The following is a 26,520-nucleotide window of genomic DNA, read 5'->3' as shown; positions in this document are numbered from 1 at the left end:
AAAAACCTGAATTTCATCACGTAAACAAAGAGAACACTGCTAAATAGTGGTGTTCTCTTATTATATTTAAAGGAAAAATTATGCGTTCTTTGCTTCTAACGACAATGTGCTTAACGGGCAGCTTAGCTCTAGTGGCTTGTAATAACCATCGTGCCGACACCACGGATCTGAGTAAGCAGCCTACAATAGAAGTGCCGGTAGCGTCAGCGGCATTTACTGCTTTTGGAAACACCGCTAAAGAAAAAATTTGGCGAATAGTGATTGAAGGAAATGAGCTAAGTATAGAGGCGAATTTCTTAAAGCCAACGACAGCAACAGTTATCGTGGTGGGTTCTGGTTCTGTCAATACTGAAGGTGTCGAATACGCGAGTACTATCAATGGACAGCCTATTGTTGTGAATATAAAAAATAACCTTTGTATCGATGACAATGGCTATCAAAATGAACTTACTGCAATATTAACTTACGCAGGCGAAGTATATCAGGGTTGTGCCGTTGCCGGTGCAATAGAAATTGCGCCCACATAGAAGATAAGCCTAACCTATGAATAAACCATTGAAAAAATTTAGCCTAGTATTCTTACCATCATTTTTGTGGGTCGTATTAACTGGGCTAGGATTTGGCTCTCAAAGTCTATCTAATTTGATTGAAATTATAGGAATTTTTATAGTATCTGTGCTGTGTTTATTTATCCCAGAACGATTTATAAAATATCAACACCTTCTTCTAATACTCTTAATAATCACTGCCTTAGTGCGTTTTTTAACCCCATATATACCGGAATAATATTAAACCAGTTGGCTATCTGAACCGCCCCGACTATATCGGAGAGCGTTTTATTTGAGTCAGGCAACTTTGCCTGACTCATTAAGACGATCATAATATTGCTTTTCAAACTCAAAAGGTGATACATAACCAATTGTACTATGCATTATCATATGAATTACCCGCGTTCCAACAAAGGTAATAACGCCAGAATCAGCCATCTTATCAGTATAACGAATAGATAAATACTGAACGCCTCTATCACTACGATGAATAACGTCTTTTGGGTTGTTTCTGTCTGCAATGGCTTGATTTAACGCTGCCATCACCATATCGATGTTCATACGATTAGACACCTTCCAGCCAACAATACTACGGACAAACACATCTATAATAAACGCAGTATATCCATAAGGAACTAATTAGGTACTTTCACTGATTCGGTTCCCTAGTGAGGACTTGAACACTAGGCTGTGGGCTATATACGATAGTAGATACAGCCATCAAGATTATGACAGTGTACTTGGTGGTGTACATGAACTGAGCTATTCTAATATAAATATTAACTAAAGGCGCTCTGCTAACAAATTATGATAAATACTATATTTACATCAAAGATTGATTTTTGGTTGGCGTTTTTAATATTGGGTTCTAGCTTACTACTCGTTTTGGTGCCTGTATGGGAATGGATGTACAACAATAGTTCTATTAAAAGAATAATATTTATAAGCCTTTTTACCATACCAACTGCGTTACTGCTATTGGTACTGTTTTTTAATATAAAGTACACTTTGACAGCTGACACATTGTTAGTGAAAAATGGTTTTTCTACTCAGAGTATCTCGTTAGAAGACATTACCCATATCACTCCTACCAGCAGTACTTTATCTGCTCCAGCACTGTCTTTAGATAGGATTGAGATAAGATATGAAGGTGGTAGCATAGTGATATCACCAAAAGACAAAGATAGGTTCTATCATGCAATACAAGAACGTGTACCAGCATTAAAAACCGATGATAATAATGGGCTGATAAAGAGATAGCCGATAGTTCGATGCGCTATACAGACATCGAACTGTAGGTTATAACCCTAATTTTTGAGGAGGTATTTAGATTTCAGATATCTATTTTTGATAAAGTCTTCGATACTCAGCACAGGCAAACGGATATCCATTGCTGCAAGACTTTTGATACCATTCTAGCGCTTTGTTTTTATCCTGCTGTATATTGATACCCTTCTCATAGAATACTGCCAGCCCTGATTGAGCCATTGGAAGATCCTGCAAAGCTGCCTTGCGCGTCCACTCAAAAGCCTTCGTATCACTTTGGGTTGTACCTTTACCTTTAAGGTACATATCTCCAATTTTTGATTGGTATAAGTCAATACCGTCATTGGCTAAGTTTTGATATAACTCAAACGCTTTAGCATCGTTTTGATCTACGCCTTGACCCTTCTCATACATCAATGCCAGCATCCCCTGCATTTCTTTATGTCCATGGTTAGCTGCTTGTTGTAACCAATAAAATGCTTTTGAATAATCTTGAGGAACGCCTCTACCATAGTAGTATATAAGCCCTAATTCCGCTTGGCTTGAAGCATCTCCTAGATTAGCTTGTAATGTGAGATTTTCAAAATCCTTCTCAACATCAGATTTTACGGTTGGAACATTGTTTTGAGTGCTCTCCCTCTGAGTATCAATAACTTTAGTACACCCTGTCAGCATAATACACGTCAGCAAAAATACTGCTAGTCTCTTTTTCATGACTGCTTGTCCTTTTAGTTAATCAAGGTAACACTAACCTTTTTTAACTGACCTTGAGTGTGGAAATATCGTAACTATCACTAAGACAATGCCAGCTACACCTAAAATTAATGGACTCAATTGCAGAATATGAACTGAACCAAATATAATAAAATACATACAAACTGCTATAACCTGAAAATCGTAAGTATGGTCTTTAAAGAATTTAAATATAATAATTAAAAGAAGCGCTATACCTACTATAAGGAAGAAAGTTCCATCAAGAAACATGTCTTTCATAAAAAAATAATAGATCACAGCAAATATGATATAAATGCCTAAACCAATTTTTCTATGAATTGAGTTTTTCTGTGTGGACTTAGTATTTTCTAATTCATCTCTCATAAAGCTATTAACCCCTATCACCTAACATAAAAATATAAATTAACAATTTTTACTATTGTTGGAACACGTTAGATCCTTATATAGGAAACCAAACCAGTGAGAGGGCCTGAGTGGTCCCTTATAGGTATACTCTATTCATGTTCGGTGCGCTATACACGCACCGATCATGAATAGAGTATGTATGGTAATACACTGTGGCTATCTCAGCGAGTTAAAGCCCTGAAACCATCATTCTACAGCCCAAGTTTCAAGTCCTCACTAGGGAACAGCCTTTATTCCTATAAATAACTTCTAGAAGAACGTAGAGTAGATATGCCAAAAAAAATAGAAACAAACCGCCTTTATTTAAGACAATGGCAGAAGATGGACTTAGAGCCATTTTCTAAAATGAATTCGGATAAGGACGTAATGGAGTATTTCCCTAAGCTACTATCAAAAGAAGAAAGTGATGCCATGGCCTCAAAATGCCAATCGCTTATAGAAGAAAGAGGCTGGGGAATTTGGGCAGTAAGCCTAAAAGATAGTGGTGCTTTCATAGGATTTGTAGGCTTACATCAACCGCAATATGATTTCCCATTCAACCCTTGCATTGAAATAGGTTGGAGATTAGATAAAGAGTTCTGGGGCTATGGCTACGCAACGGAAGCGGCAAATGCTGCTTTAAAATTTGCTTTCGAAGAGCTAGAACTTAATGAGGTAGTATCGTTCACTTCAAAGATAAATAAACGTTCACAACTAGTCATGCAACGCCTTAAGATGAAGAATACGAAAAAAGACTTCCACCACCCTGCTTTTGAAGTAGCAGACCCACTTGCCGAATACGTACTATACAAAATAACTCAAAAAGAATGGATTGAAGACAAGAATTAGTGTTAGTTAAATTATGATAAATGACTTTAGATGTATTTGAGGTAGTTCCGCTAGGTATACCCCAAGGAAACCAGTTATTTTACCTTTCAAACCTATTAACAGACTACTTAAAGCAGACTGTTAGCATGGAACCATCTATAACAGACTTTTGAATTATAAGACTGGCTGCTGTGCTTTTTTCCTATCATTAGCCTATACCTAAAACATAAAACATAAAACATAAAACATAAAACATAAAACATAAAACCCCTAAACGATAATCTATCTATCATTAGACTTGTTTCTATTATTAAATGATAGTAATATCTGGCTATTATCAATAAACATTAATTATTAAGTCTAAGTAATAGAGGTGGTGTTATGACCGTTCGTATTTATGTGAGAGCCAGTACTAAGGATCAAGACGCTAAGAGAGCCTTGTCTGACTTGATTAGCTTTAGCCAAAGCTATGATGATAACCATGTTGAGTACGTAGAGCATTTCAGTGGTACTAAGCTTGATAGACCAGCACTCACTCTGTTACTCAATGATGCTGAAGAAGGCGATATTCTGCTGGTTGAAAGCGTGGATAGATTAAGCCGGCTATCTCAAGATGATTTTGCGATCTTAAAGCAGCGTATAAAAGACAAGGGCTTACGATTGGTGGTGGCTGATCTACCAACGACGCATACGGTAAGTAAGGGCATGACAGGTGAGATCCTAACAGTGATTAACCATATGCTGATCGACTTGTTAGCAACGATGGCAAAGCTTGATAATGACAAGCGTAGAGAGCGTATCAAGCAGGGATTGGCTAACAGTGGCTATAAGCCCGCCGGTAAGAAGCCTAATACAACTAAACACAATCGTATTAGAGAATTGGCCAGTCAAAACAATATGACAAAAGAGGAAATCGCTAAGGCGGTTGGTGTTGGGGTAGCTACCGTTTATCGAGTGTTGAAAAAAGCAGTTCGTTAATACTAGGCTGTTTTAGATGGTCTATAAATATGTTTGGAGACCCTAAAGGGTGACTCCAGTGGGGTTTAACCTACTATTGACGACTAGTAATAGTATTTGCATGTATTTTAACCAGTTTATCGTTATCAAAAACTAGAGCGCCATAATCCTCATAAGACCAGTAATCAAGCTTGCCGATAGTATTTAGTTTAAGTAGAATATAAAGTTTAACTCTCACATCAAAAGACTATGTCTAACAAATTACAACGTCAAAAACTAACTCTTCCCAATGATCATAAAAAACTTTTATTACATTCTTGCTGCGCCCCGTGTTCAGGAGAAGTGATGGAAACGCTAATTCAATCTGGAATAGATTTTTCTATATTTTTTTATAACCCTAATATTCACCCAATCAAAGAATATGAGATTCGTAAAGAAGAAAACATTCGTTTTGCAAAGAAACACAATATACCTTTTATTGACTGTGATTATGATATAGATAATTGGTTTGAACGAGCCAAAGGTATGGAAAATGAACCTGAAAAAGGCATTCGTTGTACCATGTGTTTTGATATGCGTTTTGAACGTACTGCTTTATATGCAAAGGAAAATGGCTTTAGCCTTATCAGCAGTTCATTAGGTATTTCACGTTGGAAAAATATGCAACAGATCAATGATTGTGGTCATCAATCTGCATCTCACTATGATGGCATTACGTATTGGGATTACAATTGGCGCAAACATGGCGGTGCTGTTCGTATGCTTGAAATTAGTAAGAAAGAAGAGTTCTATCAGCAAGAATATTGTGGGTGTGTCTATTCACTAAGAGATACCAATAGATGGCGGATGAAAAATGATCGTGAGCGAATTAAACTTGGTGTGAAGTTTTATTCAAATGTGATGGATGAAAAAAGTTAAGCTTTTGTCTTTAAATACCAGTTTTTCCAAGAGCTAGTTCCACGTATTGTAATAGGAACTGTTGGAATCAGTTTTTCTTTTAAAATATGCGTTTGCCCCACAACTTTAGCAAGCCTAGCTTTGACTGAATGAATACATTCTCGATCACCGAACTCACAGTAATCCAATGTGGTTCCACCACATGGACCATTGGACAAACCTTTGGGGCAGGTTTCTGGACAAATATATATTGTTTCTCCCAAACGACATTGCCCACAACTCTCACAACCTAAAACAGCGTGCTTACTTAGCCATTCTGTTTTTAACAAAGCTTTGGTAGTAGACTGTTTTTCCCAAAAAGAAGCTTTAAAAATAAAGCGACCAAATGATCTAGCAAGTTTTGCATCAAAAAATGTGTTATGCATCATGTGTAAATGATGATATTTGATTAATTGTCCTATTGACGGTTGTTTCGAAGAATATGAAAAATCAGGTATAAATTCTTTTCCTGTTTTAACTTGCCATAATGAATTCCATAATAATTCAAGTGCATTTAAATCCAGATGACGATACGCATTAATCCAATGTTCAAGTAACAATTGTTCATCAGGATTATGGCAAGCAGATAGGTGAATACCTGCGAAACCAAGTTGTTTACAAATTAAAATTTGTAATGCACAACGTCTATAAGCGTACTCATTTTTCCCAGATTTTTTCTCATCTTCCAATACTTTTACCATATGTGGAGTAATAACAATTCCAGCAACTTTATGTTTTAACATAAAGTTTGCACGTCCCAGATTTAGCGGCATGACACAGGCTAAAATTTTTTGTGTATAGCCATTTTCATGCATAATTTTTTTGCAATGCTTTAAGGCGTCAATGTCATAGCCTAATTGTGTGATGATAAAATCTGCACCAGCATGTATTTTTTTATGAAGTTTAAAATATTGAGCATCATGTTCAGCTTCATTATATTTAAATGGATTGAATGCGACTCCGATATTAAATCCACCATGTTGTTTGGCAGTCATTACCGCATTTACAGACTCTAAATAACGTGTACGCTTCAGATACGAGTCTTCATCAACATGATTTTTTAATTTATCACCAGTAAGTAAAAGTAAGTTTTGAATATTGGCAGAATTTGCTTGATCTAAAAATTTGTAAAAATCCTGTATATCTCTATCTTTACCTGCAAAGTGCAATACTTTATCAATTCCTGCTGGATAAAAAAAACTTGCATCAAGTGGACTCATATCTTGATCTGAATGTACTCGATCTGCTAAAGTCATCAATGCTGGAAAATCTGTAAGCATAGTTTTGACAGCAAACTTATTTGGTATAGATGTTAGATATTCGATCAAAACACAAAATTTATTTTGTGAAAAATAATGCACAAGGTCGGCCATAAGTTACTACGAATGATTGAGAGTTCAAAATAAAAAATATGATGTAATGTCTAACATCATACGCACCTTATTCTAAGTCAAAAATGAGAGCTATAACACTCTTATTTTTATTGTTATATACCCTACTCTTAACTTGAAACAAGCAATTTAAACTGAGGTGGCGGGTTACCAAGTTTTTGGTTGTGAACCGCCCCGACTATATCGGAGGCTAATTTGCTTGAGTCAGGCACAGGCGTAGCGATTCACAACTTTCATTTGACAAATATTATTACAAACTTTCAAAATTATTGTGAGTATGTGAGTATGTGAGTATGTGAGTATGTGAGTATGTGAGTATGTGAGTATGTGAGTATGTGAGTATGTGAGTATAAACTCACTTCTTTAGCTATAACATCTATCAGCTGACGAGAGCACTTAGCTGTAAGTTGTTTGCAGAATAGCTATGTCCAGATTGTAGAAAAGATAACGATAAACTTACGTTTCTCGGTATCTTTTCTACAATGGTAATTTCCTAATAGGCGCTCGACGCCCCTATCAGCATACGAACGGCGCGTTCTTTAATCTCAGGAGTGTAGGTTTGTCTTTTCATTGTCGTATTCTCTCAGAATGTTAAGTCTCCGACAATACCGGGGCGGTTCAATATGGAATATAGAAGATATTACCATCTAGACTACTAAATATACTTTATGTGAAAGTTTTTACGTTTAGGAGAAAAAAAGGGGGGGGGACAACTAAGACATGCCGTCTTCTTCACCTTCTTCAAAGAACGGCACACAGAATGCAGTGTCTTTCTTGGCATCAGGAATAAAGCATTTTAAAATATCTGTTAAGTCAACAGGCTCTTTATTATAACGCGCATCTAAATCCGCTTCACTAATCTCTTTATAAGTACCGTCGATGAGATTTTTAAGTTTGGCTGGCTTACCATTAAGACTTATTTCTTCCACAAGGTTTTTAACCTTCCCATCCTTACCAAAGTCAAAAGTTGCATCGTTTATGGTGCTGTATTTTGTGCCTGTAGCAAGTTTGTAATTCATTTGTTCGATTGAATAACTCATACTACCGCCTACATCTCCTGTATAAGAACATGCCATGCCATGCGTCTTAGCTTTAGCGATAGAGCTAATGACGATACAGGTTGTATCACCTTTAGTCGAACCCATACCAGCCATAGCACTGATAGATAACAATGATAATGGGATAATAGTAAGTAATGTGGTAATTTTCATTTTTTCGTTCCTAAATACGTTTATAGTCAATGGATTGAGCGATAAATAGCTAGCCATTTATAAGGCTGGATAGCCTTGCCATCCATAAATTTGAATCATTATGGTTAGCAGTCCAAAAGGAATATAAAGGCATATCAGGGTCATTGATTTCTACCCTCATACCAGTAAAAGTAGTCTCAGTCTTTCCGCCGCTAATATGACCCGAACTATGCACCTTATAATTTTCATTTGTCACAGTTGATTCATGTGAATACCACTGCCTGATATCAGAAAAATCGCAAATAATCACTCTCTTTTCTTGTTCTGGATCAATGGTAAAGGCTATCTTTCTAGCTTCTTTATCTATAATTATCCCAGGAGCCTCGTAAGAAACATTTATATTATTCTTTATGGCTAGCTCTTTGTAATAATTATGAACTTTATCGTATTCCTTTCTTCCTTTAGTCGCTATCAGCGTGAACTGTAGAAATGTGAATCGTATACCTAGTATTATAAAGAGCGAAAGCATGAATGTTAGTAAGGCTGATATGAAACCGCCCCCAAAAATAAATGCGAGTATAGATAAACCCAAAGCTATATATAGAGTTTGTTTAGCAATTTTTTTCATTACTCCAAATGTTTCAAAATCAGGAGCCAAGTCATCGTTTGCACTTATTTTCTGTATAGCCATACTAAAGTCCTTTGAATTTCCCCTAAAATTTTAGGCGATACTTTGATCGAACGAATACAATGTCTAATTTATTAAATAACTAAAAATTGTTGATAGAACTCATTGTAACAAATAAGTAACAAATAAGTAACAATTTTAAACTAACAAACTAAAGTTTTTTAAATTTAGTTTGTTAGTCGCCCCGCCCCCTGCGTAAGGGCAACCAACCGATACTTAGCTGAGCTTAAAGGTGTGGTCTCTTCTATTCCTAATGAAGCTATTTTAATCAATACGTTGGCGCTACAAGAGGCGAAGCACAGCTCTGAGATCGAAAATATTGTCACAACCAATGATGAGCTGTTTAAAGCTGAGCTTGATATCGTCAATCAGAGCCTTGCGACCAAAGAGGTGCAGAACTACACACAAGCGCTCAAATCAAGTTTTGATACGGTACGAAAAAGCGGTATTATTCGCTTAAGTGACATTTTAGCGATTCAAGAAGAGTTAGAGAAAAACGTGGCAGGGTTTCGTAAGCTGCCGGGTACGACGCTCAAAAACAGTCAAGGCGATATTGTCTATACACCGCCCCAGGATTGACCTATACTTTAACTTCCGTACTATAGCTTTGCTTTTTCTTAGTCATGGCAAACTCCTCATCGAGTCGTTAGTTTACTAAGTTTATTTATACGGTTTCCTCAGCATAGCTCAGTGATTACTCAATATGGCATTAAAAAACCGAACGTCTGCTTTAAGGCGCGTTCGAATTACATTGATGACCATGTATGTCAGCAACCATTCAATCTAAATGACCGTTACACCGTTTCTTCAGCATAATTTACTTGTCGAATGACCCTTTTAAAAAATGCAAAGGCATCTTCAGCTCCTTTTAATGCTTGTTGGCGTTGTGTTAGTGTCAATTCTAAGCCATCTAATTGCTCTTTAAATTTACGCCAATGCACCATTCTGCCATCTTTATGTGCAGATAGGTGTTTTGCACCATGATTACTTGTAAGTTCAATTTTTTGAGCTTCTTTATATAAAATTGCGGCGCCTAAATTTGAACCTTCAGAGCAATAAAGCCAACCAATAGATTCAAACTCACTTGGACTAGGTATAGCCTCATCGACTAACATAGTCTTAACGTGAAGGTCTTGCATGTCCATGGCTACTTGTTCTAAGCGTGATAGACTATTAAGTCCCTTAATCTTAAGGTTTAAGCTGGGATTCTCATAGATAGGTTTCAAAACTTCGTGAAAAGCATTTTGTGCTTGTAAAAATTTACTGTAATTTTCTATAGAGGCAAATGGTTCCATAGATAAAACGAGCATGTCAACACTATCATGTGTTTGGCGGGAGTGCTTTTTTAATGCTTCACTAAGAGGTAAGTTCATCACTGTTTCCTATATTTATTAATTTAAGGGGCGCTCTCCCATTTCATCCTATTTAGTTAGCTTTTTTTAGATTGAGCGCACGCCAAAATATTTTTGGGTTTTTATTGATAGTTTTTTATGTATTTTATCCAAGACATATGGGCTAAAATTCGTAGGTTAACCCTACTTTGTAATTTCTTCCTGGTGCCGTAAATCTTTCAATGCCAACCCCTTGGTCATCTACCATAGAGTTGACGTTTAATTCTGCTAACGAACGCAAGTTGTCCCATGGAACATATTTAGCATTAAATAAATTAAACACCCCTGCTGATAGTTTTAAATTAGAACCTAGTCTTTTACTGCCATAAACATCATATACATAAGCCGATTTAGACTTATCAATGTGCTTATAAGGAGCAATGACATTTTCATAAGGCATGTTATAACCATTTGATTCTAAGGTAGCTACTTTTGCGTCTTCAGCATGTTTTCTGCCTAAATACCTTAGATTCGCAGACAGTTGCCAATCCTTTTTAGGGGCTTCATAACCTAACCCGAATGTGACATTCAAAGGCTGAGTCGCAAGTAAGTTGGTTCCTTTATCAGTTTTATCTTTGGCACAACTTAAATTAGCAATTACTCGAATATCTCCTTCTAGGTCAGCAAGCTGTCCAACATCCCATACGCCTCCTAAACGCAATCCATAAGTCTCTGCGTCACCAATATTTTGGGCGCTGAGTATATTTATAGAAAGGGGTGAACAAACCGGTTGGCCGGTCGAATAATCTTCATAGCATCGTTGTTGTTCCTCTTGAGAATTCAACAAACTGATAAAGTCACTATATTTAGTATAGAAACCTATAGCTGTAAAACTTAAATCTTGAAACTGGCCAGACAAGCTAAGTTCATGATTGATAGATTTCTCAGGCTTAAGATGAACATTGGGCGTCAAACTGTTTCCCATCATCTCAAATGCTGAATACATTTGGCTGGTAGCGGGTGCCATGAATCCTGTAGATAGCTGATACTGGGTCTGTAAATATGGGCTAAGTTTGTAGTTTATGGAAAACATCCCTCCTATATTGTCCATTTTATTATTGTGATCAAACTCGCCATTCTCATAATCAATACGTACCGGATAATATTTGCTCGCCTTCTCGATGCCTTTTTTATTGATTTCATCCATATAGGGTTTGTAGTTATAATTGTCATACCGAAGTCCAATCGTCGTATCGAGCTTTTCCGTTAAATTTATTTTGTCTTGAATGGCCACATTGAAGATATCTTGCTTCACTGAGGGCCCAATAAAATCGTACCAAGAACTGGGGTTGCCTGAAGAAGGAATATAAGTTTCTTCTAAGGTCAATCTATGGTCCGTCTTTGCATATTTTGTATTAACTGACAAAGTATGAGAGCCTAGCTTCTCAGTTTCTAACGGTAAGCTTGTTGCCTCTATACTTAGTTGTATGGTTTTGTCCTCTTGAGGCCGATGCATCACTCCATCTACCCTATAAGAGTCAGATCCCCATACTTGGCTATAAGTTTCTGTATTAGCCACTCCTGTAATTTTTTGCTGAGTTAAAGTGGTATTGACCTCATCTATGAACTCACTAGTAATAGGTAGGTATCTATGACTGATGCCATAACTTTCTAATTCTGCAGTATCCTTACCAATTCTTGAAGCAAAAGTCTTTCTGGTAAAGTTATTGGATACTCTATCCGTTTTTTGTTTAGTGGCATGAAAACCTAATCGGTTTTCTTCGTTCAAATGGAGGTATAACTTTGCTAACGTTGCCTCTGTTGTATAACTTAATGGGTCAGGTAATATTGCTGCTGTATTAGATCTGTATCCTGTAGAGGGATATTTATAGTCTGGATCATTGATAAAATCATAGGCAGGATCTAGTTTGTTTTTATCGAAATCTAACATTCGGTGATTTTTTGTTTCATGTCCTTCACGATGCACATAATTAATTATTGCCTCAACCTTATCGTTTTTCCCTGCTAAACCAAAAGCGTTACTAAATTCTTCATTGCTATTGCTATAACCTGTTTTGATATAACCACCAAGTTGACGATCAGGTCTTATTAAATCTTCTGGGTCTTTGGTCTTGAAACTAACAGACCCTCCCATTGCACCACTACCAGAATTAAAAGAGTCCGCCCCGACTTCAAACTCCACCTCTGACAGAAGCTCTACATCGGGTGAAAATCGACCCTCAAACATATATCCATAAGCTGAAAATATTTCATTGACTTGCTTATCTGGCAAGCTAACGCCATCTAAGTTTAAAGCTACCCTATTGCCATCTACCCCTCTGATGGCGTAGCCATTGCTACCATATCTTCCTGCATCTGCCACACTTATATCAGGGTTATAACGGACTAAATCTTTATCACTGTCAATTAGGTTGTCTGATATCGTCTTGGCCGTTTTAAGGTCGTCCCCTACATTTATAGGGGGCTGCTTATTAGCATAAACAGTTATCGTGTCCATATGTAACATCGGTAAGTTTTCTTCTTGGTGCTGAGTATCCGCAATGGCTGATTGATACATCAAAGTTCCAACAAGAATACTTAATAGGGTTTTAGACTTACCTTTAAGACTAGGTATATATATCGACTTCTTATAAGTTGAATCCTCGTGCATTCCAAATTTCCTATAGTAAAAATAAGCACAATTTTCTTCACATCAGCCTCGTCGTCAAAGGAAATAATATTAATTGTTAATAACATTGCTGATAGTTTCTTCATATAATAAAACAATATAGTTACATTGTAAACGATAATCATTAACAAATAGGAAAATATATTATCTTAGAGTATTTTACTTTTTGCAAAGGCTTAGCAAGGAGTCAGGAAAACGTCTTGTAATAGTAGGAAAAATTAAGCGTCCGGCAGTCGAGACATCCACACAGTAACAGTGATGCATATTGCGCATGTAACCCAAGCAAGCCACTGCAAACTATCAGAAAATCGGTAAAACAACATACCGCATGACATAGCCATCATTGACCAAGCCAAATATTTTGCCTTACGAGGAATAGCTCGATGCTGCTGCCAGTTCTTTACCATTTCACCGAACACTTTATGTTTGAGAAGCCACTGATTGAATTTATCAGACCCTTTAGCCCAGCATGCTGCCGTTAGTAAAATGAAAGGGGTGGTAGGTAATACTGGAAGAATAATACCGACTAAGCCTATGAAGAAGAAAAAACCGCCTAGCGCCATAAATAATATTCGTATTATGCGGTTATGATGAATTTGGTTGAGCATTACTTTTTTTTGTAAATTCGATGAATTTGTTGAAGGTTGCACATTGTTCATAAGAAAGTAGCTCGATAGTTAAAGAGTAGCAGCCAGTTATTTAGCGAACTGCGAATATTTTTATTAGAGAATAAACTGTATTTGCAGGTAGTTTTTTACAGATTATTGTAAATGATAATCATTCAATTATCAAAATTATGATATGTTACTACCCCAATCATTCCAATGAATGAGTGTTTTACGATTTATATTGAATATTTTTGATAAAAGTAGGGCAGTATTTTTTTATGTGAACTAATAGATACTTATATTACAGACCTATACTATCAATCCTGTAGAACTTGACTTAGGGGGTTTTATTTACGCAGTCTGATAATGAAAGTCAAACCACATTTTTCTTGGCGTTCTATAGCTTAAACGCTATTGAATTCTACTGCTAGCATAGCCACTATCTTGCCTCGGGGCGTAATACTGCTTCGCTTCCTCCTTCCTCATTTAAGAAGTCTCATTCATCCTGAGCTGCCTAGCTACTTTGCCGTTGTCGTTGTCATCTGCTAGTTTTTGACGGTTTCAGTCATAAAAGCGGCACTATGAGTCCTGGTTATCTTAGTCATGATAAACGCTCTATTAAGTCTTTAATTTACCAAAACGGGTTCTACAGTTTTTTCAGCATAGCTTAATCCCTGCTTGATACGCTCTCTACGCTTGTCGTTATCAAGCTTTGCCATCGTTGCTAACAAGTCGATCAGCATATGGTTAATCACTGTTAGGATATCACCTGTCATGCCCATACTTACCGTATGCGTGGTTGGTAGATCAGCCACCACCAATCGTAAGCCTTTATCTTTGATACGCTGCTTTAAGATCGCAAAATCATCTTGAGATAGCCGGCTTAATCTATCCACGCTTTCAACCAGCAGAATATCGCCTTCTTCAGCATCATTGAGTAACAGAGTGAGTGCTGGTCTATCAAGCTTCGTACCACTGAAATGCTCAACGTACTCAACATGGTTATCATCATAGCTTTGGCTAAAGCTAATCAAGTCAGACAACGCTCTCTTAGCGTCTTGATCCTTAGTACTGGCTCTCACATAAATACGAACGGTCATAACGCCCCCTCTATTACTTAGACTTAATCATTAATGTTTATTGATAATAGCAGGATATTACTATCATTTGATAATAGAAAAAAGTCTAATGATAGATAGATTATCATTTAAAGGTTTTATATTTTGGGTATAGGCTAATGATAGGAAAAAAGCACAGCAACCAGTCCTATAATTCAAAGGTCTGTTATAGATGGTTCCATGTTAACAGTCTGCTTTAAGTGGTCTGTTAATAGGTTTGAAGGGTGAAATAGCTGGTTCCGTTGAGGTATACCCTAATTTACAATCCACACTTTAAATTAATAAGTCCAAAAAAGACTTGTTGGTAATTTTCATATCATTCAAAGTAGTTAGCTAACTCTCCCAAGCATAAGATACTTATCCAATAGAATTAAGCTGCCTAGTTTAGTTTTTGCATTGGCGTAAACTTACAAACAATCAAATGGAAAAATTATTATGAAGTCTAAGCTAGTCATTGTGGTGCTCATACTGTTATTTTTATCTGGTTTGTCAGGGCTACTGGAAATTGTGTTTTACAACGGTATTAATGCCGATGGTATATTGCAAGAAAGTTTCTTTTTGCCGTTATCCTTCATATTGGCAACACTAGCGGTCGTACTTTATATATGCTCAATAGTAACTAAACTAATATCTGCAAAGCTCAAATGCTGATGATGGAAGCCTTATTTATACTCTGCAATTATCTTCTATTATTACTAACATGTAAAAGTCATTTGATTCTAATGCTGGTTATCATTTCTCATAAACAATGTAAAGTAGGCGTTATAGATCAGATAGTAAGTAACGAGCTGAATCTATAGTGCTAAAAAACATATGATTTACAGATACTGATCTTTAAGTCAACCTTATTAGGATTAAAATAATGACTCTTTCCGTAAACAAAAACAATGTAGACTCACTTGCTCAAGAATCTGGTATCCAACTTATTAAAGCAGGTACTTATAAGCTAAACCAACTCGCTGGCTTACTTGAAGTTAACAACCTAAAAAGTCAAATGGCAGAAGTTAATGTCACCGATAATGCCAATGGCTTAACGGTTGGTTTTTTTGCCATGCAACCTGGTGTTGATTTTGAGTTTACTTATGAATTTGTAGAATACAAAGTAATCACTAAAGGTAAGATTGTGATGCGAGACTTACAAGGCAACAAGTATGTGGCAGAAGTAGGTGATATCTTACTATTTACACCTAACGTGACGGTTATATTTGATGGCGAAAGTGATGGTGAGGCAGTTTATACCGCACATCGCAGTGCTGATAACATGTTTGCACCTAAGTAAAATTTCAGGCTTATTATGAAAAATACATGATGAGCCTGTTAGCTGATTTCATGGTTGTTAATAACGATTTGAACAAGTCATCTGCCTTCGATCTATTGAGGAGGGTAGATACATCAAGTACTCACGATTAAGCTTCTAATATTCATGATTGTGATGGCCATAAGCTCACCATTTCCTGCCACGTAAAAGCCTGATTTATGATTTTAGCTTTCATGAATCTCACCTCATAATGACAGCAGTCTATTAGTTACTCTGGTTTTCATAACCTACCTTGCGAATAGATTGTCAGTTATTTGAATATGTTATTGTCTAGGACAACGTTATGAATATAATCACACCTAAAATTGTCGTTATTGGCGGCGGTGCTGGTGGTTTAGAGCTTGTAACCCAATTAGGACACAAGTTAGGAAAGAAAAAGCAAGCCGATATATTATTAATAGATAAAAACCGTACTCATATTTGGAAACCGTTACTGCATGAAGTCGCGACAGGCTCTATTGATTCTGATTTAGATGGTGTGGTGTACTCGGCGCATGCTGCTCAGCATCATTACCACTTTCAGCTGGGGGAATTTGATAATATTGATCAAAAAACTAAAACCATCACTCTTGCTGCACTGTATGATGAATCAGGCCATACTATCTTGCCGGAACGCCACGTGCACTACGATCATCTTGTTATTGCCATTGGCAGCATAAGTAACGACTTCAATACCCCTGGGGTGAAGGAAAACTGCTACTTTTTGGACTCAACTCAGCAAGCTCAACGTTTTCAGCATTCATTGCTTGATGGTTTTACGCGTCTTCATCAAGATGATAACCAGCAGCAAGCACTTAATATCGCCATTGTTGGTGGAGGTGCAACGGGAGTAGAACTTTCAGCTGAGCTGTACCATGTGTCTAATCTATTAAAGCTATACGGCTTGACAAATATGTCGCCGAAACGTTTACACATCCATTTAATTGAAGCGGGACCACGCATTTTACCTGCCTTGCCTGAGCGTATTGCATCAAGTGCTAAGCGCGAATTATTGAAACTAGGCGTTCATGTACGTGAACATACACAGGTGAAAGAGGCGACGAAGTACGGCTTTATTACGAAAGATGATGAGCAGATTGAGGCTGATATCATGGTATGGGCGGCAGGCGTAAAAGCCCCTGATTTTATTAAAGATTTGGGGGTTTTTGAGCTTACTTCTAATAATCAAATTCGGGTAAATAAATTTTTACAAAGCACGGTTGATGACAGTATCTTTGTATTAGGCGATTGCTGCGCCTTCACCCAAACCGATGGCAAACAAGTGCCACCGCGCGCGCAATCTGCACATCAAATGGCAAAATGTGTTGAAAAAAATATAATTGCAACGCTAAGAAAGCAGCCACTACGAGGTTTTACCTATAACGATTATGGGTCACTGGTTAATCTATCACGTTACGGTACTGTGGGAAACTTAATGGGTAATCTCACCAATAACAGCTTTTTCATTGAAGGAAAGATTGCCCGTTTTATGTACATATCGCTCTATCGCATGCATCAAATGTCTATTCATGGTGCCTTCAAGACATTTGCTTTATGGATCAGCGAAAAAATATTACGCATAGGTCGTCCAAAGATCAAATTACATTAAGCAAAACGACAGCGATAAACTGATTATCGCTGTCGTTTTTTGCACTGTCATAAGAGGTTTGCGACGGGCACTAGAAGCGCATGAAAGGTGCAGTTCGGCTGGTCTTCGACTCAGCGACTGTTTCAGGTAATCCTTGCGCCACGATAAGGCCACCTGCATCACCTGCACCAGGGCCAATATCAATTACCCAATCACTATTACTAGCAACCTGCATGTCGTGTTCGACCATGATAACGCTGTTACCGGCATCAACAAGTCCATTCAATTGCGCCATCAACATCGAGATATCTTTTGGGTGCAAACCCGTTGTTGGCTCATCTAGGATATACAGCGTATCGCCGCGCTGCGTTCGCTGCAATTCAGTGGCAAGTTTAATACGTTGGGCTTCACCGCCAGATAGCTCAGTTGCTGGTTGGCCAAGTCGTAAGTAGCCAAGCCCGACTTGTAGCAAGGCACTTAATGCTCGCAAGATAGCAGGGTCGTCTGCAAAGAATTCATAAGCTGATTCAACCGTGAGCGCCAGCACATCGGCGATGTTTTTGTCATGATACGTGACCTCTAGCGTGTCCTCATTGTAGCGCTGTCCGTGACAGACTTGGCAAGGCGAATAGACGCTAGGAAGAAACAGTAGCTCGACACTCACAAAGCCTAAGCCTTCACAATTAGGACAACGACCTTTAGTCGTGTTGAATGAAAAACGCCCTGCGTTGTAACGACGAGATTTTGCCTCGCTCGTTGACGCGAATAGCTTACGGACATGATCAAACAGTCCGGTATAGGTAGCAAGGTTTGAGCGCGGCGTACGCCCAATGGCTTTTTGATCGACGGTTACCAGTCGTTTGACATCATCCATACCCTCAATGATTTGTCCACCGGTTGGCGTCTCCAACTCTTGCTCAAGTAGATCGGCTTCGCCAGTTGGAGCTTCAACCGTTTGTTTTTGTCCTAGAGCCTCATAAACGAGCTCTACCAAAGCTTGACTCACTAGACTCGACTTGCCTGAACCTGATACACCCGTGACAGTAGTCATCACACCCAATGGAAAACCGACATCCAGCTCTTGTAAGTTATTACGCGTAATCCCTGTAAGTTTAAGCCACGCTGTCGGCTCTCTTGGTGTGCGTTTTACGATAGCGTCAGTGCTGAACAGATAGCGGCTGGTATGCGAGTGAGTCACGTCGCGCAATCCCTCTACAGGACCACTATAAATCACCTCGCCGCCATGAGTACCCGCATTGGGGCCAACGTCTACGATCCAATCAGCGTGTCTGATGACGCTCACATCATGCTCGACGACAAACACTGAGTTACCAGCGGCAATGAGCTCATCTAAGGCACTTAGTAATGCTTGGGTATCTGCTGGATGAAGACCAGCGGATGGTTCATCTAGTACATAAACCACCCCAAAAAGTTGTGAGCGAATTTGAGTGGCTAGGCGTAAGCGTTGTAGCTCACCAGGAGATAGTGTAGGTGTGGTGCGCTCAAGTGATAAGTACCCCAAACCCAATAGGGTCAGTGCTTTTACCCGAGATAACATATCACTGGCAATGCGCTGAGCGACGATAGCCTTTTCACGATTTGCCATATTGTCAGTTGGGACTTTATTGGCCGCAGTCTCAAGCTTGCGCGCCAGTTCGATAAAGGTCAGTTGCGACAGCTCCCCAATATCGAGTCCTGCGAACGTAACGGATAGTGATTCTTTTTTCAGTTTTTTACCATCACATTCCGGACATACAGAGATTTGCATAAACTGAGAAACGCGCTTTTTTGTCAATGAGCTCTGAGTAGTGGCAAAAGAATGCAGTATGAAGCGCTTTGCACTCGAAAACGTGCCCATATAGTTGGGCTTTTCGCCGCTCTCAATCGCTTTTCTTACTTGCTCAAGGCTGTATTCAGGGTAGACAGGAACGGTTGGGGTTTCATCTGTAAACAAGATCCAATCGCGGGTTTCTTTTGGCAGTTTATGCCAAGGCGTGTCAATATCGTAGCCGAGTGACACCAGTATGCGGCTTAGGTTTTTGCCTTGCCACGCTGGTGGCCATGCTACGATAGCACGCTCTCGAATGGTTTTGGTGTTATCAGGTACTAGTAACTCTTCGGTGACTTCAAACACGCGGCCAATACCAGAGCAAGTAGGACAGGCACCCTCAGGTGTATTTGGCGAAAACGCATCGCCATACAATATCTCTTGACCGGTAGGATAATCTCCAGCTCGTGAATAGAGCATGCGTAGCCCGTTTGAGATAGAAGTAACACTGCCTACTGATGAGCGCACTGAGGGCGTACCTCGTTGTTGTTGTAGAGCAACTGCTGGCGGCAGACCTTCTACCATATCAACATCAGGCTCATCAACCTGATCTATCAATCGACGCGCATAAGGGGATACTGAATCTAAATAACGACGTTGTGACTCAGCAAATAAAGTGCCAAAAGCAAGTGATGACTTACCTGATCCTGATATACCGGTAAAAACAACCAGTGCATCACGAGGTAAATCTACATCGATATTCTTTAAGTTGTGAACGCGAGCTCCCCTGACTCGAACACTGTGGTCAGTGTCACAGAGAATGTCTTTATTGATATGTTTATTGTTATTGGTAGCCATAAACAGGCGACTCCTATTGAATTGTATTTCTTGATTTTAAATATATTTGGATTTTGCTCATTGACGTTTGCAGTCATGGATAAGTGTTATTTATCTATTGATATTCTTTATAAAAGGTTGAAGGTAATAAGAAAGATCTTAATGTTTTTTTTGTTATTGCAGAGCCTATGTTTAACGTACACAGTACGCGGACTCACATAAATAGACAGAATATCAAGTGTCACAAAATTGATTTTAATGACAAAAGGGTCCTGCAAAATTTGCAGGACCCTTTTTACGGTAGTATTGATACTAATATTAGTGGTTACGAACGAGCGGTCCGTAATACTACTATTATGCTTCTTTGAAGCAATAAACGGCAAGCTTATTACCATCCAGGTCACGAACATAAGCCGCGTAAGCGTTAGGTGCCCAATCGCGTGTACCAGGTTGGCCTTCATCTTGAGCACCAGCGCTCAATGCTGCTGCATGAAATGCGTCAATAGCAGCGCGACTTGGTGCTTCAAAGCTCACCATATTGCCATTACCAACACTAGCTGGTTGACCGTTATTAGGTTTCATAACAAATAACGATGGTGCGTCTACGCCCCATATTGAACCATTATCACCTAGGTCAGCAATGCGTTTAAGCCCTAGAATCTCTAAAACGTTGTCATAGAATGTACGTGCTTGATTAACATCGTTAGTGCCAAGGGTAACGTGAGTAAAAATGCTCATGTGTTGTTCTCCAGTTGTGGATGATTTTTTATCAATAGTTTTTCTATCGAGTTGCAACAAGTTTGCCGCGTTGTCTGTCGATGGAAACCATCATACGTTATTCCATATAAAAGATAATGGGTCTAAAAAGAAAATAACTTTTACCATAAGGTAATAATTATTTTCTTGATAGAAGCGCGTATATCCACTTATGTTTGAGCAATGCCATTATTTGTTCTGTCACCATCAAGACTGTTTATATAACTACTCAGCCAGAGACTTAAGGCTAACTGCTTACGCAAAATAATTTACTGTAAGTAGCCATTCTTAGATTTTATATCGGGCGGCAGATCGGTTTCTCCCAGTGCCTCTAGTAAGTTAATTTCGATGGTACGCGACAGAGCACTCAGTGGTAGATTGTTAGCGGCCAAGCCAAAAGGCGATTCCAACTCCTCACTAAGAGCATCTAGACCAAAAAAAGTATAGGCGATCACTGCACAGACAAACGGAGTAGCCCATCCCAGAGATGACACCAAACCAAAAGGCAACATAAAGCAATATAAGTAGGTGGTGCGATGTACTAACAGCATATAAGCAAATGGTAGTGGCGTATAATGAATGCGCTCGCAGGCGGCCAAAACTACAGTCATAGAGGTCAGCCGTTCATCCATGTTCTGTACTAGAAATTCCGATAATAATCGCTCACGTCGGCTATAACCGACCTTTTTCCCCATCAGCCGCAGCAGGTACTCGGGCAGATTTTGCGCTTGGCGCATGCTGACGTGGTGCTCGGGTTCTACAAAACGATCAACGTCCTGCCAAGGTTCAGTGTCACGTAGTCGATGGCGCAAAGCATGAGTAAAGGCGATGGTTAGGTGAATCATACGGCGCTGGGTTTGTCGTCCAGTCTCCGTTTCTTCATCCATAAATGAGAGCACTTGGCGGGCCAAGCTACGAGCATCCACTACTAGCTGACCCCATTGACCCCTAGCTTCCCATCAGCGTTGATAGCTGGCATTGTTACGAAAGCCGAGGAACAATGATAAAGCAACCCCTAGAAAAGTGAAGGGAGCCGTACTATAAGAGGAGAAGAAGCCTGGAAACCAGTACTGGATGCCTGCTATTAGAGTACTAAGCAAGATGGTGAGAAAAATCTGAGGATAAATTTTTGGTAGGATAGAGCCGCGCAAGGTAAAAAACAGCTTGAGTGCGTTCGGTTTTTGCTTGACGATCATGTCAGCCTCCTAACGATCGAGTTAGTTAGAGTAGTGTGCAAGACCTCCAAGTAATTAGATGATTTATCTTTCGAGGTGCGAGGCCTTAAAGTATGGGTAGTTCTTACTATCACCCAGTTAGGGTTTAGATAAATGTGCTGCTAAATAATCTAGTAGCAGCCTAATTTTTGGCGACAAATGGCGATTATGAGTATAAACGGCCCAAATACCTTCTTCAGGTTCTCTAAAGTTATCCAATAAGCTGACAAGCTCCCCCGACTCTAAGTGCTTTTGTACGTAATAATCAGGTAGCTGCACAATACCCAATCCCTTTATAGCCGCATCGACTAAACTATAACCGCTGTTATAGCGCACTCTACCTGCCACTCGAATATTTTTCTCTTTACCCGATTCTTTAAAGTGCCAGTAGTCTAGCGTACCCAACAAACAGTTATGTTGACCAAGCTCGGTTAGAGAATGCGGTATGCCGTATTTTTCAATATAAGAGGGCGACGCGCAGACAAAATTAGTGCGACTACTGAGCTTTTTTGCCATCATGGTCGAATCACGAAGCTTTCCGATGCGAATGGCCAAATCATAGCTGTCTTCAACCAAATCAAGCTGTTGATTACTCAGAAGTGCAGTTACTTCAATATCATCATATTGCACCATAAAGTCATTCACCAATGGTATTAATTGTCGCTCTCCATAAGTGACAGGAGCTGTCAGTTTAATCATGCCTTGCGGTTTTGATTGCAAGTGAGTCACTGCTTGTTCCGCGGCATCCAGACCATCAAGTACCCCACGGCAGTGCTGATAAAAAACATTACCTTCTTCTGTTAATGAGACCTTACGAGTCGTTCGATAGAGCAATTTAATATTGAGACGTTGCTCTAAGGCGCTTACCTGTCGACTCACTTGGGCGGTCGAGATGCCTATTTTTTTTGCAGCTTTCGTAAAACTTTCATATTCAGCCACGTAGACGAACTCACTAATGCCATCCCATTTCATAATTATTACCTATATGTAAAAGATACTTTCGAATATAGCATATTATCATCTAATCAGAAATAGATATAATACAAGCACAAATTCAAAAGAGCTCCAGTTCATTGTAACTAAGCTTGCTAATATAAGAGGTGAAAGATGAGTTGGATGTTTCTTTTTTTTGGAGTAGTCGCAGAAGCTTTGTCTCATGTTGCATTAAAGGAGACAGATGGCTTCACTAAGCCGTTAGCAAGTATGTTAGTTCTATTAGGACATCTGGCTGCCTTTGTTTTTTTAGGACAGGCCATGAAAGGAATGCCGGTTGGTATTGTTCATGCATTGTGGGCAGGACTTGCAATAGTGACAGTAACGGCATTATCGTCTGTTATCTACCGACAACATCTCGATTTGAGCACTTGGATCGGCATGGGGTTGGTTGCAGTAGGCGTTGCTACCATTAGCCTATCACAAGGGCATAGCCATTGATTTAGAGTGGCAACGCGCGGCCCTAAATCTTTCTAATTAGCTCTATTAGCTGAGGCTAGAAGATAATAGAAAGTCAGTAGAATACCCTTATCACAAAGTGATAAAGTAAATAGAGATCAAATTTTTCGCTCAGCTCAACATGGTGTTCTAGAAATATGTCTGAGTTGAACAGGGACAACAATCAACTAACCAAAAAGAGAGACTCTTATGTCAGATAAATTTATTAAATCGAAAGCCGCCATTGCTTGGGGGCCAAATCAGCCGCTATCTATCGAAGAAGTGGATGTCATGCTGCCACGTAAAGGCGAAGTATTGGTAAAGATCATCGCCAGTGGCGTTTGTCATACCGATGCCTTTACCTTATCTGGTGAAGACCCAGAAGGCGTATTCCCAGCGATTTTGGGTCATGAGGGTGGCGGTATCGTTGAGCAAATCGGCGAAGGCGTGACCAGTGTCCAAGTTGGCGATCATGTTATCCCTTTATACACCGCAGAATGTGGCGTCTGTAAAATGTGTACCTCAGGCAAAACCAATTTGTGTTCAGCCGTGCGCGAGACCCAAGGTAAAGGTCTGATGCCAGACGGTACCACGCGTTTTTATAAAGATGGTGAGCCAATTTATCATTACATGGGCTGCTCAACTTTTTCTGAATATACTGTCTTGCCAGAGATTTCATTGGCTAAAGTCAATAAAGAAGCGCCATTAGAAGAAGTTTGCTTGCTAGGTTGTGGCGTCACGACTGGTATGGGCGCGGTCATGAACACTGCAAAAGTCGAAGAGGGTGCTACGGTCGCTATCTTTGGCATGGGCGGTATTGGTCTGTCAGCGGTCATCGGTGCTGCAATGGCAAAAGCCAGCCGCATCATTGTGATTGATATCAATGAAAGCAAGTTTGAGTTAGCCAAAAAACTAGGCGCAACTGACTGTATTAATCCAAAAGATTATGACAAACCAATTCAGGAAGTCATCGTTGAGTTAACCGATGGCGGTGTTGATTATTCGTTTGAATGTATCGGTAACGTCGATGTGATGCGTTCCGCGCTTGAGTGCTGCCATAAAGGCTGGGGCGAGTCGGTTATTATCGGCGTGGCTGGTGCAGGTAAAGAAATTTCAACCCGTCCATTCCAGTTAGTGACTGGTCGTGTCTGGAAAGGTTCAGCATTTGGCGGCGTGAAAGGTCGTACGGAATTGCCAGGTTATGTTGAGCGCTATCTAGCGGGCGAAATCCCATTACAGGATTTCATTACTCATACCATGCCATTAGAAGACATCAATGAAGCGTTTGACTTGATGCATAAAGGCGAGAGTATTCGTACGGTTATTCATTTTTAAGAATGAGTCATCATGATCTTTTTTAACAAATGATCGGTCATTTATAGGTGATTAACATTAAGTAGTTATGTTGTCATGATAACAGTGCTGTCTCTTTTTGGGGGCAGCATTTAATGTTTTAACAGAGGTGTTTTAGTATGTCCATAGAGAATATTAGTGTCAATAAAAGTTTTGGTGGCTGGCATAAGCAGTATAGCCATCATTCAAAATCATTAAATTGTAGTATGCAGTTTGCTATTTACTTGCCGCCTCAGATGGGCAGTGGTACAAAAGTCCCTGTCCTTTATTGGTTGTCAGGCTTGACCTGCACAGATGAGAACGTCATGCAGAAGTCTGGGATACAGCGTATTGCTGCAGAATTGGGTATCGCTATTGTCGCCCCAGATACTAGCCCTCGTGGTGAAGATGTTGCTGATGATGCAGCCTACGATTTAGGTCAAGGGGCAGGATTCTACGTTAATGCTACTGAGATGCCTTGGAGCAAGCACTACCAGATGTATGATTATGTGGTCAATGAGTTGCCTGAGTTAATTGAGGCATCGTTTCCAGTATCTGATAAGAGAGCCATTTCTGGTCATTCGATGGGTGGTCTTGGTGCGTTGAACATTGGCATGCTTAACCCAGAGCGCTATAGTTCAATATCTGCTTTTAGTCCTATCAGTAACCCTGTGAATTCTCCATGGGGACAAAAAGCTTTTACTGCTTATTTAGGTGAAGATAAAGCCAATTGGCTGAACTACGATCCTAGTGAGCTCATGAAACGAGCAACTGAATTAGTTCCTGCTAAAGTAGATCAGGGTGAGTCTGACAACTTCCTTGTAGAGCAGCTCAAGCCAGAAGCTTTACTCGCAGCTGCAGAATCAAACGATTATCCTTTAATGTATCAATTGCATGAGGGCTATGACCATAGTTACTATTTTATCGCCAGCTTTATTGAAGAGCATTTGCGCTTTCATGCCAAACATCTAAGTCAGTAAACTGAACAACTGATGAAATATTTGGTGGTGTTCTAAAAAGTATGCTGGCGCTAAAAATCAATAAGAAGTCTATGCTAAGTTCTCTGATTCTATATGGCTTTCAAAGCTTCAAAAATTGTTCAAATTTTGATCAGCATACTTTTTGACACACCACCGAATATTTATGGTAAGTACACCATGAAGTGCACTGTGGCTATTTCAGCGAGTTAAAGCGTTGATACCATTCGCCCACAGCTTAGCGTTCAAGTCCTCACTAGGGAACCGAACCATAGGTATAATCCAGTGAGTAGATAGGGCGGTAATCCCCCCAATAAATAAGAACACCTAGAAATAGAGATTAACTGCTAAAATATACCAGCAGGAGACTCCTATGAAAAAGACACGCTTTACTGATAATCAAATCGTTAACATCCTCAAACAAGCAGAACAAGGCGTCCCTATTGCTGACTTGTGCCGTGAGCACAATGTCGGCCAAAGCACCTTTTACAACTGGCGTTCTAAATATGGTGACATGGATGCTGCGCTCATCAGCCGCCTCAAAGAGCTTGAAGTTGAGAATGCTCGATTAAAAAAGATGTACGCTGATGAATGTCTTAAATCAGACATATTACAGGATGCCATGTCAAAAAAGTGGTAGCGCCCCTCAGG

General features: G+C 39.4%; 21 protein-coding genes and 5 pseudogenes. 12 read left to right on the top strand and 14 right to left on the bottom strand.

Annotated elements, in window-relative coordinates; all coding sequences use genetic code 11:
* Positions 1–80: 80 nt before the first annotated feature.
* Positions 81–527 carry a hypothetical protein gene (locus tag JMX13_RS11695; protein WP_025651568.1) on the top strand — a complete coding sequence of 149 codons (447 nt, stop codon included), beginning with the start codon at positions 81–83 and terminating at the stop codon, positions 525–527.
* A gap of 318 nt (positions 528–845) precedes the next feature.
* On the opposite strand, the pseudogene JMX13_RS11690 reads toward JMX13_RS11695, so the two are convergent.
* A pseudogene (locus JMX13_RS11690) lies at positions 846–1,172 on the bottom strand (DDE-type integrase/transposase/recombinase); the annotation flags it as partial.
* 183 nt (positions 1,173–1,355) lie between these two features.
* Between JMX13_RS11690 and JMX13_RS11685 the strand changes: the two are divergent.
* A complete protein-coding gene (locus JMX13_RS11685) occupies positions 1,356–1,808 on the top strand; it encodes a PH domain-containing protein (protein ID WP_144298059.1) in 453 nt (150 codons plus the stop codon).
* 81 nt (positions 1,809–1,889) lie between these two features.
* Here JMX13_RS11685 and JMX13_RS11680 read toward each other — a convergent pair whose 3' ends face one another.
* Positions 1,890–2,528 (bottom strand): tetratricopeptide repeat protein, encoded by a 639-nt coding sequence (locus tag JMX13_RS11680; RefSeq protein WP_011954796.1) that lies wholly within the window; start codon positions 2,526–2,528, stop codon positions 1,890–1,892.
* 33 nt (positions 2,529–2,561) lie between these two features.
* Positions 2,562–2,912 carry a hypothetical protein gene (locus JMX13_RS11675; protein ID WP_201612782.1) on the bottom strand — a complete coding sequence of 117 codons (351 nt, stop codon included), beginning with the start codon at positions 2,910–2,912 and terminating at the stop codon, positions 2,562–2,564.
* 312 nt (positions 2,913–3,224) lie between these two features.
* On the opposite strand from JMX13_RS11675, the gene JMX13_RS11670 reads away from it, so the two are divergent.
* The 3 genes from JMX13_RS11670 to JMX13_RS11660 all read left to right on the top strand — a co-directional run bounded on the left by JMX13_RS11670 (position 3,225) and on the right by JMX13_RS11660 (position 5,636).
* Positions 3,225–3,782, top strand: coding sequence for a GNAT family N-acetyltransferase (locus JMX13_RS11670; RefSeq protein WP_007115212.1), 558 nt, complete (start codon positions 3,225–3,227; stop codon positions 3,780–3,782).
* A gap of 360 nt (positions 3,783–4,142) precedes the next feature.
* A complete protein-coding gene (locus JMX13_RS11665) occupies positions 4,143–4,739 on the top strand; it encodes a recombinase family protein (RefSeq protein ID WP_045456436.1) in 597 nt (198 codons plus the stop codon).
* A gap of 228 nt (positions 4,740–4,967) precedes the next feature.
* Positions 4,968–5,636: an epoxyqueuosine reductase QueH gene (locus JMX13_RS11660; RefSeq protein WP_045456433.1), complete on the top strand. Its 669-nt coding sequence runs from the start codon at positions 4,968–4,970 to the stop codon at positions 5,634–5,636.
* Here JMX13_RS11660 and JMX13_RS11655 read toward each other — a convergent pair.
* The 3 genes from JMX13_RS11655 to JMX13_RS11645 all read right to left on the bottom strand — a co-directional run bounded on the left by JMX13_RS11655 (position 5,633) and on the right by JMX13_RS11645 (position 8,926).
* Positions 5,633–7,027 (bottom strand): methylenetetrahydrofolate reductase C-terminal domain-containing protein, encoded by a 1,395-nt coding sequence (locus JMX13_RS11655; protein WP_201606173.1) that lies wholly within the window; start codon positions 7,025–7,027, stop codon positions 5,633–5,635. The two genes, JMX13_RS11660 and JMX13_RS11655, sit on opposite strands and share 4 nt — an antisense overlap.
* A gap of 731 nt (positions 7,028–7,758) precedes the next feature.
* The gene (locus tag JMX13_RS11650; protein WP_045456504.1) at positions 7,759–8,256 is read right to left on the bottom strand and encodes a hypothetical protein; all 498 of its coding nucleotides are present in this window, start codon (positions 8,254–8,256) and stop codon (positions 7,759–7,761) included.
* 49 nt (positions 8,257–8,305) lie between these two features.
* Positions 8,306–8,926, bottom strand: coding sequence for a hypothetical protein (locus JMX13_RS11645; RefSeq protein WP_045456507.1), 621 nt, complete (start codon positions 8,924–8,926; stop codon positions 8,306–8,308).
* Between the two features lie 213 nt (positions 8,927–9,139).
* Between JMX13_RS11645 and JMX13_RS11640 the strand changes: the two are divergent.
* A pseudogene (locus tag JMX13_RS11640) lies at positions 9,140–9,502 on the top strand (Fic/DOC family N-terminal domain-containing protein); the annotation flags it as partial.
* A gap of 215 nt (positions 9,503–9,717) precedes the next feature.
* Here the strand turns inward: JMX13_RS11640 and JMX13_RS11635 are convergent.
* The 4 genes and pseudogenes from JMX13_RS11635 to JMX13_RS11620 form a co-directional block, all read right to left on the bottom strand.
* Positions 9,718–10,296 carry a biliverdin-producing heme oxygenase gene (locus JMX13_RS11635; protein WP_045456012.1) on the bottom strand — a complete coding sequence of 193 codons (579 nt, stop codon included), beginning with the start codon at positions 10,294–10,296 and terminating at the stop codon, positions 9,718–9,720.
* 142 nt (positions 10,297–10,438) lie between these two features.
* A complete protein-coding gene (locus JMX13_RS11630) occupies positions 10,439–12,925 on the bottom strand; it encodes a TonB-dependent hemoglobin/transferrin/lactoferrin family receptor (protein ID WP_227686305.1) in 2,487 nt (828 codons plus the stop codon).
* A 236-nt stretch (positions 12,926–13,161) separates the two neighbouring features.
* Positions 13,162–13,602, bottom strand: a complete 441-nt coding sequence (locus JMX13_RS11625) for a YbaN family protein (RefSeq protein ID WP_045456021.1) — start codon at positions 13,600–13,602, stop codon at positions 13,162–13,164.
* A 614-nt stretch (positions 13,603–14,216) separates the two neighbouring features.
* A pseudogene (locus tag JMX13_RS11620) lies at positions 14,217–14,651 on the bottom strand (recombinase family protein); the annotation flags it as partial.
* A gap of 880 nt (positions 14,652–15,531) precedes the next feature.
* Here JMX13_RS11620 and JMX13_RS11610 point away from each other — a divergent pair.
* Entirely contained in the window at positions 15,532–15,948 is a 417-nt protein-coding gene (locus JMX13_RS11610; RefSeq protein WP_045456027.1) for a hypothetical protein, read from the top strand.
* Positions 15,949–16,270: 322 nt separating this feature from the next.
* Positions 16,271–17,575 (top strand): NAD(P)/FAD-dependent oxidoreductase, encoded by a 1,305-nt coding sequence (locus JMX13_RS11605; RefSeq protein WP_201540930.1) that lies wholly within the window; start codon positions 16,271–16,273, stop codon positions 17,573–17,575.
* A 70-nt stretch (positions 17,576–17,645) separates the two neighbouring features.
* Here the strand turns inward: JMX13_RS11605 and uvrA are convergent, their stop codons facing one another.
* From uvrA to JMX13_RS11585, 4 genes and pseudogenes are all read right to left on the bottom strand, one after another.
* On the bottom strand, positions 17,646–20,180 hold the full coding sequence (uvrA, locus tag JMX13_RS11600; RefSeq protein ID WP_045456030.1) for an excinuclease ABC subunit UvrA: 2,535 nt from the start codon (positions 20,178–20,180) through the stop codon (positions 17,646–17,648).
* Positions 20,181–20,513: 333 nt separating this feature from the next.
* Positions 20,514–20,897: a VOC family protein gene (locus tag JMX13_RS11595; RefSeq protein WP_102076504.1), complete on the bottom strand. Its 384-nt coding sequence runs from the start codon at positions 20,895–20,897 to the stop codon at positions 20,514–20,516.
* A gap of 287 nt (positions 20,898–21,184) precedes the next feature.
* Positions 21,185–22,111, bottom strand: a pseudogene (locus JMX13_RS11590) (bestrophin family protein).
* Between the two features lie 117 nt (positions 22,112–22,228).
* The gene (locus tag JMX13_RS11585; protein WP_045456034.1) at positions 22,229–23,101 is read right to left on the bottom strand and encodes a LysR family transcriptional regulator; all 873 of its coding nucleotides are present in this window, start codon (positions 23,099–23,101) and stop codon (positions 22,229–22,231) included.
* 135 nt (positions 23,102–23,236) lie between these two features.
* Here JMX13_RS11585 and JMX13_RS11580 point away from each other — a divergent pair, with 135 nt between their 5' ends.
* The 4 genes and pseudogenes from JMX13_RS11580 to JMX13_RS11565 form a co-directional block, all read left to right on the top strand.
* A complete protein-coding gene (locus JMX13_RS11580; RefSeq protein WP_010199117.1) occupies positions 23,237–23,563 on the top strand; it encodes a DMT family transporter in 327 nt (108 codons plus the stop codon).
* A 207-nt stretch (positions 23,564–23,770) separates the two neighbouring features.
* Complete coding sequence (locus tag JMX13_RS11575) at positions 23,771–24,895, top strand: S-(hydroxymethyl)glutathione dehydrogenase/class III alcohol dehydrogenase (protein ID WP_265088415.1); 1,125 nt, start codon at positions 23,771–23,773, stop codon at positions 24,893–24,895.
* Between the two features lie 143 nt (positions 24,896–25,038).
* On the top strand, positions 25,039–25,872 hold the full coding sequence (fghA, locus tag JMX13_RS11570) for an S-formylglutathione hydrolase (protein WP_205703355.1): 834 nt from the start codon (positions 25,039–25,041) through the stop codon (positions 25,870–25,872).
* Between the two features lie 370 nt (positions 25,873–26,242).
* Positions 26,243–26,503 (top strand): annotated as a pseudogene (locus JMX13_RS11565) (transposase); the annotation flags it as partial.
* Positions 26,504–26,520 lie beyond the last annotated feature (17 nt).

The organism is Psychrobacter immobilis, assembly GCF_904846285.1.
In the GTDB taxonomy this organism is placed as follows: Bacteria; Pseudomonadota; Gammaproteobacteria; order Pseudomonadales; family Moraxellaceae; genus Psychrobacter; species Psychrobacter immobilis_D.
This window is presented reverse-complemented; position numbering and strand designations above follow the sequence as displayed.